Below are 14,468 nucleotides of genomic sequence, written 5' to 3'. Positions count from 1 at the left end.
GAGGACAGCCGTCGAGAGGGGCCGCCGTGAACACCGTCGAAAGCAACACCATCCCGGTGCAGGAACACTCCCAGCTCAAGGTGGGGCAGCGCACCACGAATCAGCAGAGTGTGGACAGCATGGACCGTAGCGAAGACCACCGCCCCCCGGGCCCGGGCCTTTCCGGCGTCGGCCGCGTTCCGGACCAGCCCATCGAGCACTCCCCCGTGCTCGACGACGCCCACCCCGCCCCGACCCGCTCCGCGCCCGGCCGCCCGCCCGGCATCCGCACCGACGAGGCCGGCCTCACCGAGCGCCAGCGCCGGGTGATCGAGGTCATCCGGGATTCGGTGCAGCGGCGCGGCTACCCGCCGTCCATGCGCGAGATCGGCCAGGCCGTCGGCCTCTCCAGCACCTCCTCGGTGGCCCACCAGCTGATGGCGCTGGAGCGCAAGGGCTTCCTGCGCCGGGACCCGCACCGCCCGCGCGCCTACGAGGTCCGCGGCGTCGAGGTGGCCCGGCCGAACACCGCCGAGACCGCCGGCCGCCCCTCCACCTCCTACGTGCCGCTGGTCGGCCGGATCGCCGCCGGCGGGCCGATCCTGGCCGAGCAGACGGTCGAGGACGTCTTCCCGCTGCCGCGCCAGCTGGTCGGCGAGGGCGAGCTGTTCGCGCTCACCGTGCGCGGCGACTCGATGATCGAGGCGGCCATCTGCGACGGCGACTGGGTCACCGTCCGCCGCCAGCCGGTCGCCGAGAACGGCGACATCGTGGCCGCGATGATCGACGGCGAGGCCACCGTCAAGCGCCTCAAGCGCGAGGACGGCCGGATCTGGCTGATGCCGCACAACCCGGCCTACGAGCCGATCAACGGCGACAACGCGACCATCCTCGGCAAGGTCGTGGCGGTCCTCCGCCGCCTCTGACGCCCGCCCCCGCACGCAGGAACCCGGCCCACAGGAAGGGGCTCCCCGCAGACCGCGCGGAGCCCCTCCGGACCGGCTCAGCCCCGCTTCACCACCGGCCGCACCGGCGCCGCCGAGGCGTCGATCGCCGCCAGCGAGCGGCGCACCTGATTGCGGTCCGTGGTGTACCAGAACTCCGGCATCGAGGAACGGAAGAAGCCTCCGTACCGCTTGGTCTCCACCCGCGGGTCGAGCACCGCCACCACACCCCGGTCGTCCGCCGCGCGCACCAGCCGGCCCGCGCCCTGCGCCATCAGCAGCGCCGCATGGGTCGCCGCGACGGCCATGAAGCCGTTCCCGCCGCGCTGTTCGACGTCCTTCTGCCGGGCGCTCATCAGCGGGTCGTCCGGCCGCGGGAACGGGATCCGGTCCATCACCACCAACTGGCAGGCCGAGCCGGGCACGTCCACGCCCTGCCAGAGCGACAGCGTGCCGAACAGGCAGGTGGTCGCGTCCGAGGCGAACTCGCGGATCAACTCGCCCAGGGTGTCCTCCCCCTGGAGCAGGATCCGGTGGTCCAGCCGCTCCCGCATCGCCTCGGCGGCCTTCTGGGCGCCCCGCATCGAGGAGAACAGGCCCAGCGTGCGCCCGCCGGCCGCGCCGATCAGCTCGGCCAACTCGTCGAGCATGTCCGGCCGTTCCGGGTCCCGCCCGGGATCGGCCAGGTGCCTGGCGACGTACAGGATGCCCTGCTTGGGGTACTTGAACGGCGAGCCGACGTCGATCCCCCGCCAGTGCGGCACCGGCTCGTCGCCGAAGCCCTCGCCCGCGGCCTCAGGGTTGTCCCCCGGGGTGCGGACGTCCGGCAGCCGGGCCTCGGACGGCAGGCCGACCGAGGCCGCCACGCCGTTGAAGTCCCCGCCGAGCTTGAGGGTGGCCGAGGTGAGCACCACCGAGCGCTCCTTGTACAGGCCCTCCCGCAGCAGCCCGGAGACGCTCAGCGGGGCGACCCGCAGCGAGGCGGTGCCCAGCCCGTAGCGGTCGCTGCGCTCGATCCAGACCACGTCGTACTCGGAGTCCTGGAGCAGCCGGTCGGCGGTCTCGTGCAGCGCCTCGGCGGAGGCCATCGCCTGCTTGCGGACGGCGTCCTCGTCGCTGAGCCCCTTGTCCCTGGTCTCGCCGAGCGAGGTGATCACCTGCCGGGCGGCGTCCCGGATCGAGGTGACGGCGTACCCGAGGTACTCGGGCAGTTCCTCGACCCGGCCGGGCTGGGCGGTCTCCATCAGGCCGTGGTAGTTCTCGGCGGCGGCCTGCAGCGCGTCCACGGCCTTCTCGTTGGCGAGCCGCGCGGCCCGCTTCACCGCCCGGTTCACGGCGCCGACGGTCAGCTCGGCGGTGGCCGCGCCGGTGACCCGGTTGACCAGCTCGTGGGCCTCGTCGATGATCAGCAGCCCGTGCTCGGGCAGCACCGGCGCGCCCTCGATCGCGTCGATCGCGAGCATCGCGTGGTTGGTGACCACCACGTCCGCGAGCTTGGCCCGCTCGCGCGCCTTCTCGGCGAAGCACTCCTGCCCGTACGCGCAGCGGCTGGCGCCCAGGCACTCCTTGGAGGTGACCGAGAGCTGGGCCCAGGCCTTGTCGGAGACCCCGGGGGTCATGTCGTCCCGGTCGCCGGTCTCGGTCTCGTCCGCCCAGTCGCGCAGCCGGAGCACCTCCTGGCCGAGCTTGCCGGCCGGCCCGCCCATCGCCTCGACCGGGTCGAACAGGCCCTCGCCCTCGTCGCTCGGGGTGCCCTCGTTGGCCCGGTGCAGGCACAGGTAGTTGGAGCGGCCCTTGAGCATCGCGAACAGCGGCCGGCGCCGCAGCACCGGATGCAGCGCCTCCACGGTGCGCGGCAAGTCCCGCTCGACGAGCTGGCGTTGCAGCGCCAGGGTGGCGGTGGCGACCACCACGCGGTCCCCGTGGGCGAGCGCCGGCACCAGGTAGGCGAGGGACTTTCCGGTGCCCGTGCCGGCCTGCACCAGCAGGTGCTCGTTGTTGTCGACGGCGTCGGCGACGGCCTCGGCCATCCGGAGCTGGCCGGGGCGTTCGACGCCGCCGACGGCCGCGACCGCGGCGTGCAGCAGTTCGGGGACGCGGGCGCGGGGGACGGCCTCGACCGGGGCGTCCGCGGAACTCCCGGCCGGGTCGGCGTCCTCGGCGGGGAGCTGGGATTCGGAGTCGTTCGTCATGACCCTCCCACCCTACGGGGCGGGGGTGACAATCCGGTCCCGTTGTCCGGGCAGCGGCGCCGCCCCGTCCGCGGCGAGCGGGTTGGGCACGGTGCCGTGCCGGGCGGCGTGCGGGCGGTGCGGGCGGTCCCCGTAGCCGTCCAGCAGCAGCCGGTTGCGGTTCAGGCAGAGCCGGTCGATCCGCGGCCGGAACAGGTCGAACAGCGCGAAGCGGTCGGCGAGTTCCGGGAAACGTGCCTGGTGGCGCAGCACCTCGGCGCGCAGCAGCGCCCAGAACCGCGCCTCGGCCAGGCCGGTCCGCGCCTCCAGCAGCGGCGCCAGGTAGCGGTACACGCCGATGAAGAGCCCGGAGTGCAGGAACTGGCACAGGCCCTGCGGGTCCTCCCGCAGCAGCACCGCGTCCACCTCGGCGGGCAGGCCGCGCAGCTCCGGCAGGTCCTGGTCGCTGAGGTTGACGTCGTCGACGAAGTCCTTGACCGCCAGCCGCACCGGCACGTCCCGCTCGTCGAAGACGACGATGGCGTTCTCGCCGTGCGGGGAGAACACCAGCCCGTAGCGGTAGAGGAAGTGCAGCAGGGGCGGCAGCATCGCGGCGAACAGCCGGGCGGTCCACTCGGCGGGGGCGAGCCCGGAGCGGGCGATCAGCTCGGCGGCGAGCGGCCGTCCGTCGCTGCCGGTCTGCAGCAGGGCGGCCAGGGTGCGGGCGCGCTCGCCGGGGGCCAGCGCGGGGCCGAGCGGCTCGCGCCAGATCGCGCCCAGCAGCTCCTTGTACTGGTAGGGGGCCTCGGGCAGCTCGCGGTAGAGCGGGTGGTCGACGGTGACGGAGGCGATCTCGCCCAGCAGCACCACCCGGCACTCGTCGCGCAGGAACGGGTCGGCGTCGCGCAGCCCGTGGATCCAGGCGGTGACGGCGGGCGCGGCGAGCGTGCGCTCGGTGGGCAGGCCCCGCCAGACCAGGGTGTTGAGGATGGCCAGCGGCAGCTTGACGGTACAGCGCTCCGGGTGGCTCTCGTTGAAGAACGAGCGGATCGACTGCTGGGGCAGCCGCAGGTCGCCGTCGGTGCCGAGCGGGACGATCTCGCCGGAGGCGATCCACGGGGCGAACAGCGGCAGCACGGTCTCGTCCCACTGCCAGGGGTGCACCGGCAGCAGCAGGTAGTCGTCGGCGGCGGCGCCGAGCGGGGCGCGCAGCGCGTCCGGGTCGTCCAGCTCGCGGCGGTACAGCTGCGCGGGGTCGGTGAGCCCGGCCACGCCACGGTACTCGGCCAGCCGGCGGTGCACGGCGATCCAGGGCAGCGGGCGCGGGGCGCGGGCCTCGGGCGCCCAGCGGGCGGCGTCGGCGGCGGAGAAGCCGATCCGGCCCTTGTTGGGGACGATCCACGGGTGACCGCCCTGGCGGCCCTCCAGCGCGGTGTGGCCGAGGTCGGCGAGCTCGGCGGCGGTGAGCCCGGTGGCCAGCAGATGGGCGTCGGCGGTCAGCGTGGCGGTGAGTTCGCGCAGCAGGTGGCCGGTGGTGTCGCCGCGCAGGCCGAGGGCGTGCCGGGCGTGGGTGAGGAAGCGCAGCGGGTCGGGGCCCTCGGGGGCGTCGCAGCACACCGAGCCGGGGTCGACGAGCCAGCCGTCGTAGGCGCCGCGGCGGGCGGTGAAGCGGTACTCGGCCCCGGGGAGCTTGAGCACGTACCCGCCGGGGGCGCCGGTCTCGACGGGGGTGACGAGCTCCTCGTAGGCGAACTCGCCGAGCATCTTGGCCAGCAGTGCGCGGCCGGCCCGCTGCCAGTGCCCGGCGGTGAGCTGCGGCGGCAGGTACAGCGGCGGTTCAGCGGCCGGCGGTTGCGGCACGGGTCGGCTCCTGGGGTCGGGGAAGGGCTGGTACGGGGACGGGGGCGGGCGGCGGCGCGAAGCCGGTCCAGGCGGTGCGCTCGGGCAGCCGGTGGACGGTCCGCCCGGTGACGGCGTTGAGGATCACCGCGGCGCGGTGGGCGCCGAGGCCCAGGTCGGGGGTGCCGACCCCGTGGGTGTGCAGCTCGCCGTTCTGGACGTAGAGCCCGCCGGTGACCTCGGGCAGGGTGGCCACCCGGTGGTCGAGGTCGACCCGGTAGCGGCCGGCGGCGTCCCAGTCGACAAGGTGGGCGAGCGGTTCCAGGGCGGCCGGGCGGGCGGCCCGGTAGCCGGTGGCGAGCACCACCGCGTCGGTGCGCAGCACCCGCGCGGTGCCGGAGTCGGTGTGCCGGCAGTCGAGTTCGAGCCCGCCGCAGGGGCCGGAGCGGGTGTCGGTGACGGCGGTGCCGGGGGTGATCTCGACCGGGGCGTCGCCGACCGGCCGGCCGACGGTGCGTGCGTAGAGGTGGTCGTGGATCTCGGCGAGGGTCTCGGCGGAGGCGGCCTTGTGCAGCTGCCACTGGGCCTCGACCAGGCTGTCGCGCACCTCCCTGGACAGGCCGTGGAAGTAGCGGGTGTAGTCGGGGGTGAAGTGCTCCAGGCCCAGCTTGGAGTACTCCATCGGCGCGAGCGCCCGGGTGCGGGTGAGCCAGCGCAGCCGGACGCCGTCGCCGTCGTGGCGGCGCAGCAGGTCGAGGAAGACCTCGGCGCCGGACTGCCCGCTGCCGACGACGGTGATGTCGCGGGCGCCGGCCAGGCTGTCGCGCCGGTCGAGGTAGTCGGCGGAGTGGAAGACCCGCGGATGGCCGTCCAGGGCGGCGAAGGCGGCAGGGCGCACCGGCAGGGTGCCGACACCGAGGACGACGTTGCGCGCCTCGACGGTGCGGGTGCGCCCGGTGGCGCTGTCGCGCAGCTCGGCGCGGTACCGGTCGCCGGCCCAGCGCAGGGCGGTGACCTCGGTGCCGAAGCGGCAGTTGGCGAGCCGCTCGGCGGCCCAGCGGCAGTAGTGGTCGTACTCGCGGCGGGTGAGCTGGAAGCGTTCGGTGAAGTAGAAGGGGAACAGCCGGTCCTGCTCGCGCAGGTGGTTGAGGAAGGACCACGGGTTGGTCGGGTCGACCAGGGAGACCAGGTCGGCGAGGAACGGCACCTGCATCCGCGCGCCGTCGACGAGCATCCCGGGGTGCCAGCGGAACTCCGGGCGCCGGTCGCAGAAGAGGGTGCGCAGGCCGGGGACGGGCTCGGCGAGCGCGGCGAGCGAGAGGTTGAACGGGCCGATGCCGACGCCGAGCAGGTCGTACGGCCCGGGCGGGGGTGCTGGGGTGTCCATGGGGCGGGTGCAGTCCTAGGCGGGGTGCGGGGTCCGGTCGCGGACCATCAGGGCGGCCCGTTTGCCGGGCAGGTCGAGTTCGGCGGCGAGCCGGAAGCCGGCCCGCAGGAAGGCGCGGACGGAGCGCCGGTTGCGGACGTCGGGCTCGGCGACCACCCGTTCGCAGCGCGGCCGTTCCCGCAGGACGCGGTCGGCCAGGGCGGCGAGCAGGGTGGCGCCGAGGCCCCGGCCGCGGCTGGTGGCCGGGCCGAGCAGCAGGTGGAGGCCGGTGTCGTGGGGCCGGGCCGGGTAGTGCGCGGCGAGCGGGTCGAGGTCGGCGCGGTAGACCTCCCAGTAGCTCATCGGGGTGTCGTCGAGCAGGCCGAGGCAGGGCAGGCTGCTTCCGTCGCCGTCGAGTTGGCCGCGCAGGTGCAGTTCGGTGACGGCGGGCGGTCCGGCGAGCTCCCAGAAGGCGGCGACCTCCGGGTCGTTCATCCAGCCGGTGAGCAGGCCGAGGTCGGCCGGGAGCCGGGCGCGGCGCAGTCGGAACTCGCCGGCGGCGGTGGGCATGGCACCCCAGCGGGCCGGGTCCTCGTCCGCGCCCGGCCGGGCCGGGCCGGTCTGGTCAGCCGGGTCTGCGGGGCCGGCGGGGCCGCTCACGCGCCGGCCACCGGGTTGGGGATGTCGACGTACACGGACTGGGTGGCGACCGGGCCGACCAGTTCGTCCAGCCCGTTGATCCGGGTGAGCAGATTGGCCTTGCAGGGCAGGGTCGGGGCGTCCAGCAGCAGGCCGGGCAGCGCGGAGCCGGTGGCGGTGGCGGCGGGCCCGGCCAGGAAGCGGCGGAGCGCGGCCAGCAGCAGGGCCTCGTCGGCGAGCTGCTGGGAGCCGAGCGCGCCGACCAGTCCGAGCACATGGTTGATGCCCAGGTAGTAGGCGAAGTGGTGGTCGATCACCGGGTCGTCGAGGAAGGTGTCGCTGTGTGCGCCGAGGCCGGGCAGCCGGGCGGTGAGCCGGTCGGCGGCGCTCTGCCGGTAGTAGTAGCCCTGGTTGTCGCGGTAGCGGCCGCCGCTCGGCCAGCCCTCGGCGTCCAGCAGTACCAGGCTGTTCTGCTGGTGGGCCTCCAGGGCGATGCCGGCCGTGCCGTCCAGCCAGAGGACCGGCAGCACGACGGCGTCCAGGTAGCGGAGGAACCACTCGGCGGTCACCGTGGGCAGCGGGCGGCCGGTACGGGCCGCGAGGGTGCGCAGCAGGTCGCCGAGCCGGGACGGGACGGTGTCGCCGGCGCGGGCGGCGTGCGGCCGTTCGGCGACCAGTCCGGCCACGCAGTAGACGCGGTCGGTGGGTGCGAAGGGCTGGGCGCGCAGCACGGTGTCCAGGCCGCCCGGGTCGCCGAGGTCCGGGTGGTCGACGCCGATCCAGGCGGGGTCGCGGACGATGTCGAAGCCGGGGTGCACGGCCCGCCACTCGGCGCCGAGGCCGCTCTCCAGCAGCCGGTGCATCTCCAGACCGCGGTGGAGCTCCTTGCGGAGGTTCTCCCGGCGGGAGTTGGTGATCCGCAGGCCCAGTGAGAGCTTGAGCATCCAGGGGGTGCCGGGCCGGTAGACGGTGCGCACCGAGGAGGTGGGGTACCAGGGGGCGCCGGACGGGCCGAGGTCGTGCAGCCGGCCCTCGGCGAGAAGTTGGGCGACGACGGGGCGGTGGGCGAGTTCGCGGGCCTGCCAGGGGTGCAGCGGCAGGGCTGCGGTGCCGGGCGGCAGGAGGGCGGGGTCGTCGAGGAACCCGGCGGTGATCCGGTCCGCGCTCCGGGCGACGGCGGAGCCGGCGGCGAGCAGCTCGCGGTCGACGGCGTACCAGTGCAGTTGGAAGGAGCCGTGCAGTTCGGGCGAGTAGGCGGCGCTCTGGGCGGGGCCGAGGCCGTCGCGGCTCTTCGGGGTGGGATGCATCGGGTGGCCGAGCAGCAGGGACTGCTCGGCGGCGAGGAACTCCGAGCGCTCGGGTCCGCCGGGCACCGGGGCGGTGGCGGAGCGGTGGTGGACGAGGATGTCGGCGGTGCGGACCACCGAGTCGGCGACCCGGGCGGCGAGGTCGGCGACCTGACCGGGGTCGGGGCGGTCGGCGGCCGCGGCGGCGAGCAGGGCGGCGGCGGTGACGGCGTCCACCGGGGCGTCGGCGAAGTCCCCCGCCGCGCTGGCCTCGCCGGCCGCGAGGGTGGCCGGGCCGAACCGGTGCCAGCCGGCCGGCGACCAGTGCCGGACCGGGGCGGAGAGCCGGGCGGCGCCGCCGAGGACGGCGATCCGCAGGTGGCCGTCGGGGCCGGGGACGGCGCCGGTCTCCCGGGTCCAGCAGCGCAGCAGGGCCTCCAGGGCGGCCTGTTCGGCGGCGACGACCGGGTCGGGGTGGAGCAGCCGGTCGCAGGGGGCCGGGGCCGCGGTGGTGGCGGGGCGGCGGGCCGGGAGTCGGGGCGGGGCTCCGGTCAGGGCGGTGCTCAATGCTGCTCCTTGAAGCGCGTGGCGTGCCGACGCGCAAGGGGGTGGAGGGAACTGGCGGGCGCTCGCACCCTCGCGTCAGGTAAGGGTTACCTATCCCTGAGGGGTGATCACAAGGACCGCTCACTCGTCCGGGTGAAGATCGGTGATTGTCCCGCCCGGGAGGGAAAGCGGGTCCGTCGCGCGGCCGGGCCGTCGGTCCGCGCGTCACGGATCGGTGACCTTCGCCCGGAACCGGAACCCGGGGGCCGCCCGGGCCCGTCCTGGTGGCCAGTGGCAGACTCCAGGACGGCGGTCCGCCGCCGACACCGAACTACCAGGGGGACAGCACCATGCCAGCGATCCACCGGTCAGCCGCGGCGGCGCTCCTCGCCGCGGGGACCCTGCTCGCCGTCACCGCCTGCGGCCCGGACGGGCCCTCGGGCGGGGACGCCGTCGCGACGCCGCCCTCCGGCGGCCCCACCGCGTCCGCCTCCGCCACCGCCGCGGGGGGCGGCAGTGGCGTGATCGGCGGCATCACCCTGCCCTCGGGCCTGCCGACCGGCCTGCTGGAAGGCCTGCCCAAGAGCTGGGACGACCTGACGAAGTGGAAGTTCGAGGACTGGGACAACTGGGCGTCCAAGCACGTCTTCAACAACCCGATCGTCAAGGACTTCTGGAACCCGGACAAGATGGGCGACTCCAAGCCGGCCGACCCGGCGCCGCCCACCGCCAAGCCCGCCGACGACGCCGGGGTCACCGACCCCGAGCCGCCGGTGGTCAAGGCCGTGCCGGTGCCGCGCCCGTACACCAAGCAGCCCTCCGGCAAGGTCTTCTTCTCGGCCGAGGGCGGCCGCGGCAACTGCTCGGCCACCGTGATCCAGGACCCGGCGAACCCGGGCCGGAGCAACCTGGTCTGGACGGCCGGCCACTGCGTCCACCCGGGCAAGGGCGGCAGCTACTTCAAGGACCTGGTCTTCGTCCCGGCCTACAACAACTCGGGTGCCTCCAGCGGCGGCAAGAAGGCCCCGCTGTCCGAGCTGGCGCCGCTCGGCACCTGGTGGGCCAAGGACGTGGTGACCTCACCGCAGTGGCTGGTCGAGGGCGGCGGCACCGGTGACGCCGCGAACCAGTACGACTTCGCGATCATGCGGGTGAGCAACCAGAACGACAGCGGCAAGTCGCTGGAGGAGACGGTCGGCGGGGCCGTCCCGGTCTGGTTCGACGCCCCGCGCGACAAGCTCGCGGTCGCCGCGATCGGCTACCCGCTCTACAAGCCGTTCGACGGCCAGGAGCTCTACAAGTGCGAGGGCGGGAAGCCGACCAGGCTCTCCTTCGACCCGAAGCGCCCGTCGATGCTCACCATCGGCTGCAACATGACCCAGGGCTCCAGCGGCGGCGGCTGGTTCGCGCCGATGCCGGACGGGAAGCTCGCGCTGGTCTCCAACACCTCGATCGGCACCCAGGACCACACCTCGCTGAGCGGGCCGTACCTGGAGACGGTCGCCAAGCAGGCGCTGGACTGGATCTCGAAGAAGAAGTAGCCCCCGGCCCCGGGCCTCCCCCGGGACTCCCGGCACCGGGCACGCGAACGGGCCCCGGTTCCCCCTCACGAGGGGACCGGGGCCCGTGACCGTACGGCGGCGGCTCAGCCCTGCGGCGTCAGCGCCACCGCGAAGTGCTCCAGCTCGGCGGCCAGCTCGGCCGGCACCTTGGCGTGCAGCAGGGTGCCCTCGCCGGTGTGCTCGGTGCCCAGCAGCTCGCCCTCGGCGTGCACCCGGGACACCAGCGCGCCCTGGGTGTACGGGACCAGCACGTGCACCTCGACCGCCGGGCGCGGCAGCTCGTCGTCGATGAGCTTGAGCAGCTCGTCGATGCCCTCGCCGGTGCGGGCCGACACCACGATGGCGTGCGGCTCGCGGCGCAGCAGGCGCTGCAGCACGTGCGGGTCGGCCGCGTCGGCCTTGTTGATCACCACGATCTCCGGCACGTTCTGCGCGTCGACCGAGACCACGACCTCGCGGACGGCGGCCAGCTGCGTCTCCGGCTCGGGGTGCGAGCCGTCCACCACGTGCAGGATGAGGTCCGCGTCGCCGACCTCCTCCATGGTGGAGCGGAACGCCTCGACCAGGTGGTGCGGCAGGTGCCGGACGAAGCCGACGGTGTCGGCCAGGGTGTAGACCCGGCCGCTCGGGGTCTGCGCCCGGCGCACGGTCGGGTCGAGGGTGGCGAACAGCGCGTTCTCCACCAGCACGCCCGCGCCGGTGAGCCGGTTGAGCAGGGAGGACTTGCCGGCGTTGGTGTAACCGGCGATGGCCACGGACGGCACCTGGTGGCGCCGGCGCTCCTGGCGCTTGGTGTCGCGGCCCTTCTTCATGTCGGCGATCTCCCTGCGGAGCTTCGCCATCTTCTCGCGGATCCGGCGCCGGTCGGTCTCGATCTTGGTCTCACCGGGACCACGGGTCGCCATGCCGCCGCCGGACGAGCCGGAGCCGCCACCACCCATCTGCCGGGAGAGCGACTGGCCCCAGCCGCGCAGCCGCGGCAGCATGTACTGCATCTGCGCGAGCGAGACCTGCGCCTTGCCCTCGCGGGACTTGGCGTGCTGGGCGAAGATGTCCAGGATCAGGGCCGTCCGGTCGACGACCTTGACCTTGACCACGTCCTCCAGGTGGATCAGCTGGCCCGGGGTGAGCTCACCGTCGCAGACCACGGTGTCCGCTCCGGTGGAGGAGACGATGTCGCGCAGCTCCTGCGCCTTGCCGGAGCCGATGTAGGTGGCCGCATCGGGCTTGTCGCGGCGCTGGATGACGCCGTCCAGCACCTCGGAGCCGGCCGTCTCGGCCAGCGCGGCGAGCTCGGCCATCGAGTTCTCCGCCTCCTCCAGGGTGCCGTCCGTCCAGACGCCGACGAGCACCACGCGCTCCAGCCGGAGCTGGCGGTACTCGACCTCGGTGACGTCCTGGAGTTCGGTGGAGAGGCCGGCGACACGACGGAGCGCGGCGCGCTCGCTGCGGTCGTACTGGTCGCCGTCGTAGTGGTGGCCGAGGTCCTCGTCGATGGCCGCGAGGTCCTCGTCCATGAGGGCTTCCGCCCGCAGACCGTCGAAGCGGCGCGGGGCGTCGGCGTGGTCGCGGGTGTCGGACGTGGAGGTCATTCTGTCCTTTGGCTGCTGGAACGGGTGGCCTGTGCGCGACCGTACGGACGGTCGTGCCCGGAGTCTGCCCAGCTGCCGCCCCGTCTAGCACTCGGGCGAGGTGTGAGCTACCCCTCGGGGCCGCGGGACGGGCTGAGACTCCTCCGCCCGGTCAACGCCGCGGTCCGGCCGTGAATTCCCCATGATGGTCGCACGCCGGGGTCGTGCGGGTCACCCGGATTTCCGCCGGGGCCCGGGCGCCTCCGCCGGGTCGCCCGCCGGGGCGGCGGGGGCGCGGCCCGGACCGCCGCCCGCCGGGGCGTACGGGCGTTCCACGTCGTACACCCCGGAGACCCGCAGCATGGCCCGCAGCACGGCGGCCAGCGCGGCCGGGTCCGGCAGCTCGACGGTGTAGGTGTGCCGCACCCGCAGCTCCTGCGGCGGCTCCACCTCCGCCGAGGCGATCCCGACGCCCTCCGCCGAGATCGCGGCCGTCAGGTCGGCCAGCAGCCGGGGCCGGTTCAGCGCCTCGGCCCGCAGGGTGGCCCGGAAGCCCGCCGCCGGGGCGCCGCCGGGCCGCCAGCGGACCTCCAGGGCGCCGCGTCCGTCGGCCCGCATCCGCTCCCCCGCCGGACAGCCGGCCCGGTGCACGGCGACCGCGCCGGCGCGGATCGGGTAGCCGACGATCTCGTCCGGCGGTACCGGGGTGCAGCAGCGGGCCAGCCGGACGGGCGCCCCGGGTCGGCCGGCCACGGTGACCGGGGCGGCCCGGCGGCCGGCGGCGACCGGGCGGTCGGGCGGCGCGGGCTGCCCGGCGGACGGGCCGGTGCGCACCACCGGGCGGCGGGGCGCGTGGTCGGCCAGCCAGCGCTCGATGGCGAGCCGGGCGCCCGGGGTGCGGGCGTGCGCGAGCCACTCGGGCGCCGGGCCCGCGGCCTCCTCGGTGAGGACGGCCACCCGGTCGCCGTCGTGGAGCACGGTGGAGAGCGCGGCGAGCCGGCCGTTCACCCGGGCCCCGATGCAGCGGTGGCCGGTCTCCTCGCCGAGCAGGTAGGCGGCGTCCACACAGGTGGCGCCGGCCCGGAGCTGAAGCGTTTCGCCGCGTTCGGTGACCACCGTGATCTCGCGGTCCCCGGCCAGGTCGGCGGTGAGCGCGGACCAGAAGGCGTCCGGGTCCGGGGTCTCCTGCTGCCACTCCAGCAGCCGGGAGAGCCAGCCGGGCCGGGCCGGGTCGGTGCGGTCCAGCTCGTCCCGGCCCTGCTCGCCACCGGTCCCGGGCTGCCGGGGGTCGCCGAGCGCGACCACCCCGGTCTCGGCGACCTCGTGCATCCGCCGGGTGCGCACCAGCACCTCGACCACCTCGCCGCCGGCCAGCGCCACCGCCGTGTGCAGCGACTGGTAGAGGTTGAACTTCGGCGCGGCCACGAAGTCCTTGAACTCCCCGGGCAGCGGCGTCCAGCAGGTGTGCAGCTCGCCGAGCACCGCGTAGCAGTCGGCGTTCTCCTCGACCACCACCAGCAGCCGCCCGAAGTCGGCCGGCTGCGGCCCCTGCGGCTTGCCGTCCGGCCCGGGGGCGGCGGCCCGCTTGAGCAGCACCCGGTGCAGCGAGACGCAGTGCCGGGGACGGACGGTGACCTCGGCGGCGACCCCGGCCTCGGCGAGCTGGCGGGCCAGGCTGTGGGCGAACGGGGCCAGCAGGGTGTCCGGACCGGCCTCGTGCCGGCCCAGCAGGGCGCGGGTGCGGGCGTGCTCCTCGGGGTGCAGGGTGGCGAAGACGATGTCCTCCAGCTCCGCCTTGAGCACCTGGATCCCCAGCCGCTCGGCCAGCGGGATCAGCACGTCCCGGGTGACCTTGGCGATCCGGACCTGGCTGGCCGGCTTCATGTGCCGGATGGTGCGCATGTTGTGCAGCCGGTCGGCGAGCTTGATGACCATCACCCGGACGTCGTCCCCGGTGGCGACCAGCATCTTGCGGAAGGTCTCCGCCTCGGCCGCCGCGCCGAAGTCGACCTTCTCCAGCTTCGTCACCCCGTCGACCAGGTAGGCGACTTCGGGACCGAACTCCTCGGCCACCTGCTCCAGCGTCAACTCGGTGTCCTCGACCGTGTCGTGGAGCAGTGAGGCGACCAAGGTGGTCGTCCCGGCGCCGAGTTGGGCCAGGATCACGGTGACGGCCAGCGGGTGGGTGATGTACGGCTCGCCGCTCTTGCGCTTCTGGCCGCGGTGGCTCGCCTCGGCCAGCCGGTAGGCGCGGCCGAGCAGGCCGAGGTCGGCCTGCGGATGGTGCCGGCGGTGCGCCTGGACCAGCGGTTCGAGGGCGTCCGGCACCGGCGGGCGGCCGGTGGCCAGCAGCGCGGCCCGGCCGGCCCGGCCGAGCGCGGCCCGGCCCAACCCGCCGAGCGGGCGTCTGGGCCCGGCTTGCCGTGCGGACGTCGGCTGCCCCGCCAGGGGCTGCCCGGCTTCGATGGTCATCGGCACCTCCGGCAGCAGTACCGGGGGCGTGGGCCGACCCGGTGGTCCATGCTACCGAGCAGAGCACGTTCCGCGAGGCCCCGCTTCCCGTCC

General features: G+C 74.9%; 9 protein-coding genes. 2 read left to right on the top strand and 7 right to left on the bottom strand.

Annotated elements, in window-relative coordinates; all coding sequences use genetic code 11:
* The first annotated feature begins 119 nt into the window (after positions 1 to 119).
* Entirely contained in the window at positions 120 to 905 is a 786-nt protein-coding gene (lexA, locus tag ACFVUH_RS26115) for a transcriptional repressor LexA (RefSeq protein ID WP_380279596.1), read from the top strand.
* A 77-nt stretch (positions 906 to 982) separates the two neighbouring features.
* On the opposite strand, the gene ACFVUH_RS26110 is transcribed toward lexA, so the two are convergent.
* Genes ACFVUH_RS26110 through ACFVUH_RS26090 form a run of 5 tightly spaced genes read right to left on the bottom strand, consistent with a single transcriptional unit; the run spans position 983 to position 8,791 of the window.
* Positions 983 to 3,115 carry an ATP-dependent DNA helicase gene (locus ACFVUH_RS26110; protein ID WP_355365130.1) on the bottom strand — a complete coding sequence of 711 codons (2,133 nt, stop codon included), beginning with the start codon at positions 3,113 to 3,115 and terminating at the stop codon, positions 983 to 985.
* Positions 3,116 to 3,127: 12 nt separating this feature from the next.
* The gene (locus tag ACFVUH_RS26105) at positions 3,128 to 4,954 is read right to left on the bottom strand and encodes an IucA/IucC family siderophore biosynthesis protein (protein ID WP_355365133.1); all 1,827 of its coding nucleotides are present in this window, start codon (positions 4,952 to 4,954) and stop codon (positions 3,128 to 3,130) included.
* Positions 4,932 to 6,320, bottom strand: coding sequence for a lysine N(6)-hydroxylase/L-ornithine N(5)-oxygenase family protein (locus tag ACFVUH_RS26100; RefSeq protein ID WP_387915618.1), 1,389 nt, complete (start codon positions 6,318 to 6,320; stop codon positions 4,932 to 4,934). Before ACFVUH_RS26100 ends, ACFVUH_RS26105 begins: the two co-directional genes overlap by 23 nt.
* Before the next feature lie 15 nt (positions 6,321 to 6,335).
* Positions 6,336 to 7,064 carry a GNAT family N-acetyltransferase gene (locus ACFVUH_RS26095; protein ID WP_387915714.1) on the bottom strand — a complete coding sequence of 243 codons (729 nt, stop codon included), beginning with the start codon at positions 7,062 to 7,064 and terminating at the stop codon, positions 6,336 to 6,338.
* Positions 6,956 to 8,791 carry an IucA/IucC family protein gene (locus ACFVUH_RS26090; protein WP_387915617.1) on the bottom strand — a complete coding sequence of 612 codons (1,836 nt, stop codon included), beginning with the start codon at positions 8,789 to 8,791 and terminating at the stop codon, positions 6,956 to 6,958. The genes ACFVUH_RS26095 and ACFVUH_RS26090 overlap by 109 nt, the downstream gene beginning before the upstream one ends.
* A 329-nt stretch (positions 8,792 to 9,120) precedes the next feature.
* Between ACFVUH_RS26090 and ACFVUH_RS26085 the strand changes: the two genes are divergently transcribed.
* Positions 9,121 to 10,311, top strand: a complete 1,191-nt coding sequence (locus ACFVUH_RS26085) for a trypsin-like serine peptidase (protein ID WP_380684127.1) — start codon at positions 9,121 to 9,123, stop codon at positions 10,309 to 10,311.
* Positions 10,312 to 10,415: 104 nt separating this feature from the next.
* Here the strand turns inward: ACFVUH_RS26085 and hflX are convergent, their stop codons facing one another.
* Both hflX and ACFVUH_RS26075 read right to left on the bottom strand, forming a co-directional pair.
* Entirely contained in the window at positions 10,416 to 11,924 is a 1,509-nt protein-coding gene (hflX, locus tag ACFVUH_RS26080) for a GTPase HflX (protein ID WP_355365148.1), read from the bottom strand.
* A gap of 210 nt (positions 11,925 to 12,134) precedes the next feature.
* Positions 12,135 to 14,375 carry a RelA/SpoT family protein gene (locus ACFVUH_RS26075; RefSeq protein WP_387915614.1) on the bottom strand — a complete coding sequence of 747 codons (2,241 nt, stop codon included), beginning with the start codon at positions 14,373 to 14,375 and terminating at the stop codon, positions 12,135 to 12,137.
* Between the last annotated feature and the right edge of the window lie 93 nt (positions 14,376 to 14,468).

The organism is Kitasatospora sp. NPDC058032 (assembly GCF_042885845.1).
Lineage (GTDB): Bacteria > Actinomycetota > Actinomycetes > Streptomycetales > Streptomycetaceae > Kitasatospora.
This window is presented reverse-complemented; position numbering and strand designations above follow the sequence as displayed.

Excerpts from the sequence above, each read along its gene's own strand:
- lexA (WP_380279596.1), top strand. The coding sequence starts at position 120 with ATGGACCGTAGCGAAGACCACCGCCCCCCGGGCCCGGGCCTTTCCGGC.
- ACFVUH_RS26110 (WP_355365130.1), bottom strand. The coding sequence starts at position 3,115 with ATGACGAACGACTCCGAATCCCAGCTCCCCGCCGAGGACGCCGACCCG.
- ACFVUH_RS26100 (WP_387915618.1), bottom strand. The coding sequence starts at position 6,320 with ATGGACACCCCAGCACCCCCGCCCGGGCCGTACGACCTGCTCGGCGTC.
- ACFVUH_RS26085 (WP_380684127.1), top strand. The coding sequence starts at position 9,121 with ATGCCAGCGATCCACCGGTCAGCCGCGGCGGCGCTCCTCGCCGCGGGG.
- hflX (WP_355365148.1), bottom strand. The coding sequence starts at position 11,924 with ATGACCTCCACGTCCGACACCCGCGACCACGCCGACGCCCCGCGCCGC.
- ACFVUH_RS26075 (WP_387915614.1), bottom strand. The coding sequence starts at position 14,375 with ATGACCATCGAAGCCGGGCAGCCCCTGGCGGGGCAGCCGACGTCCGCA.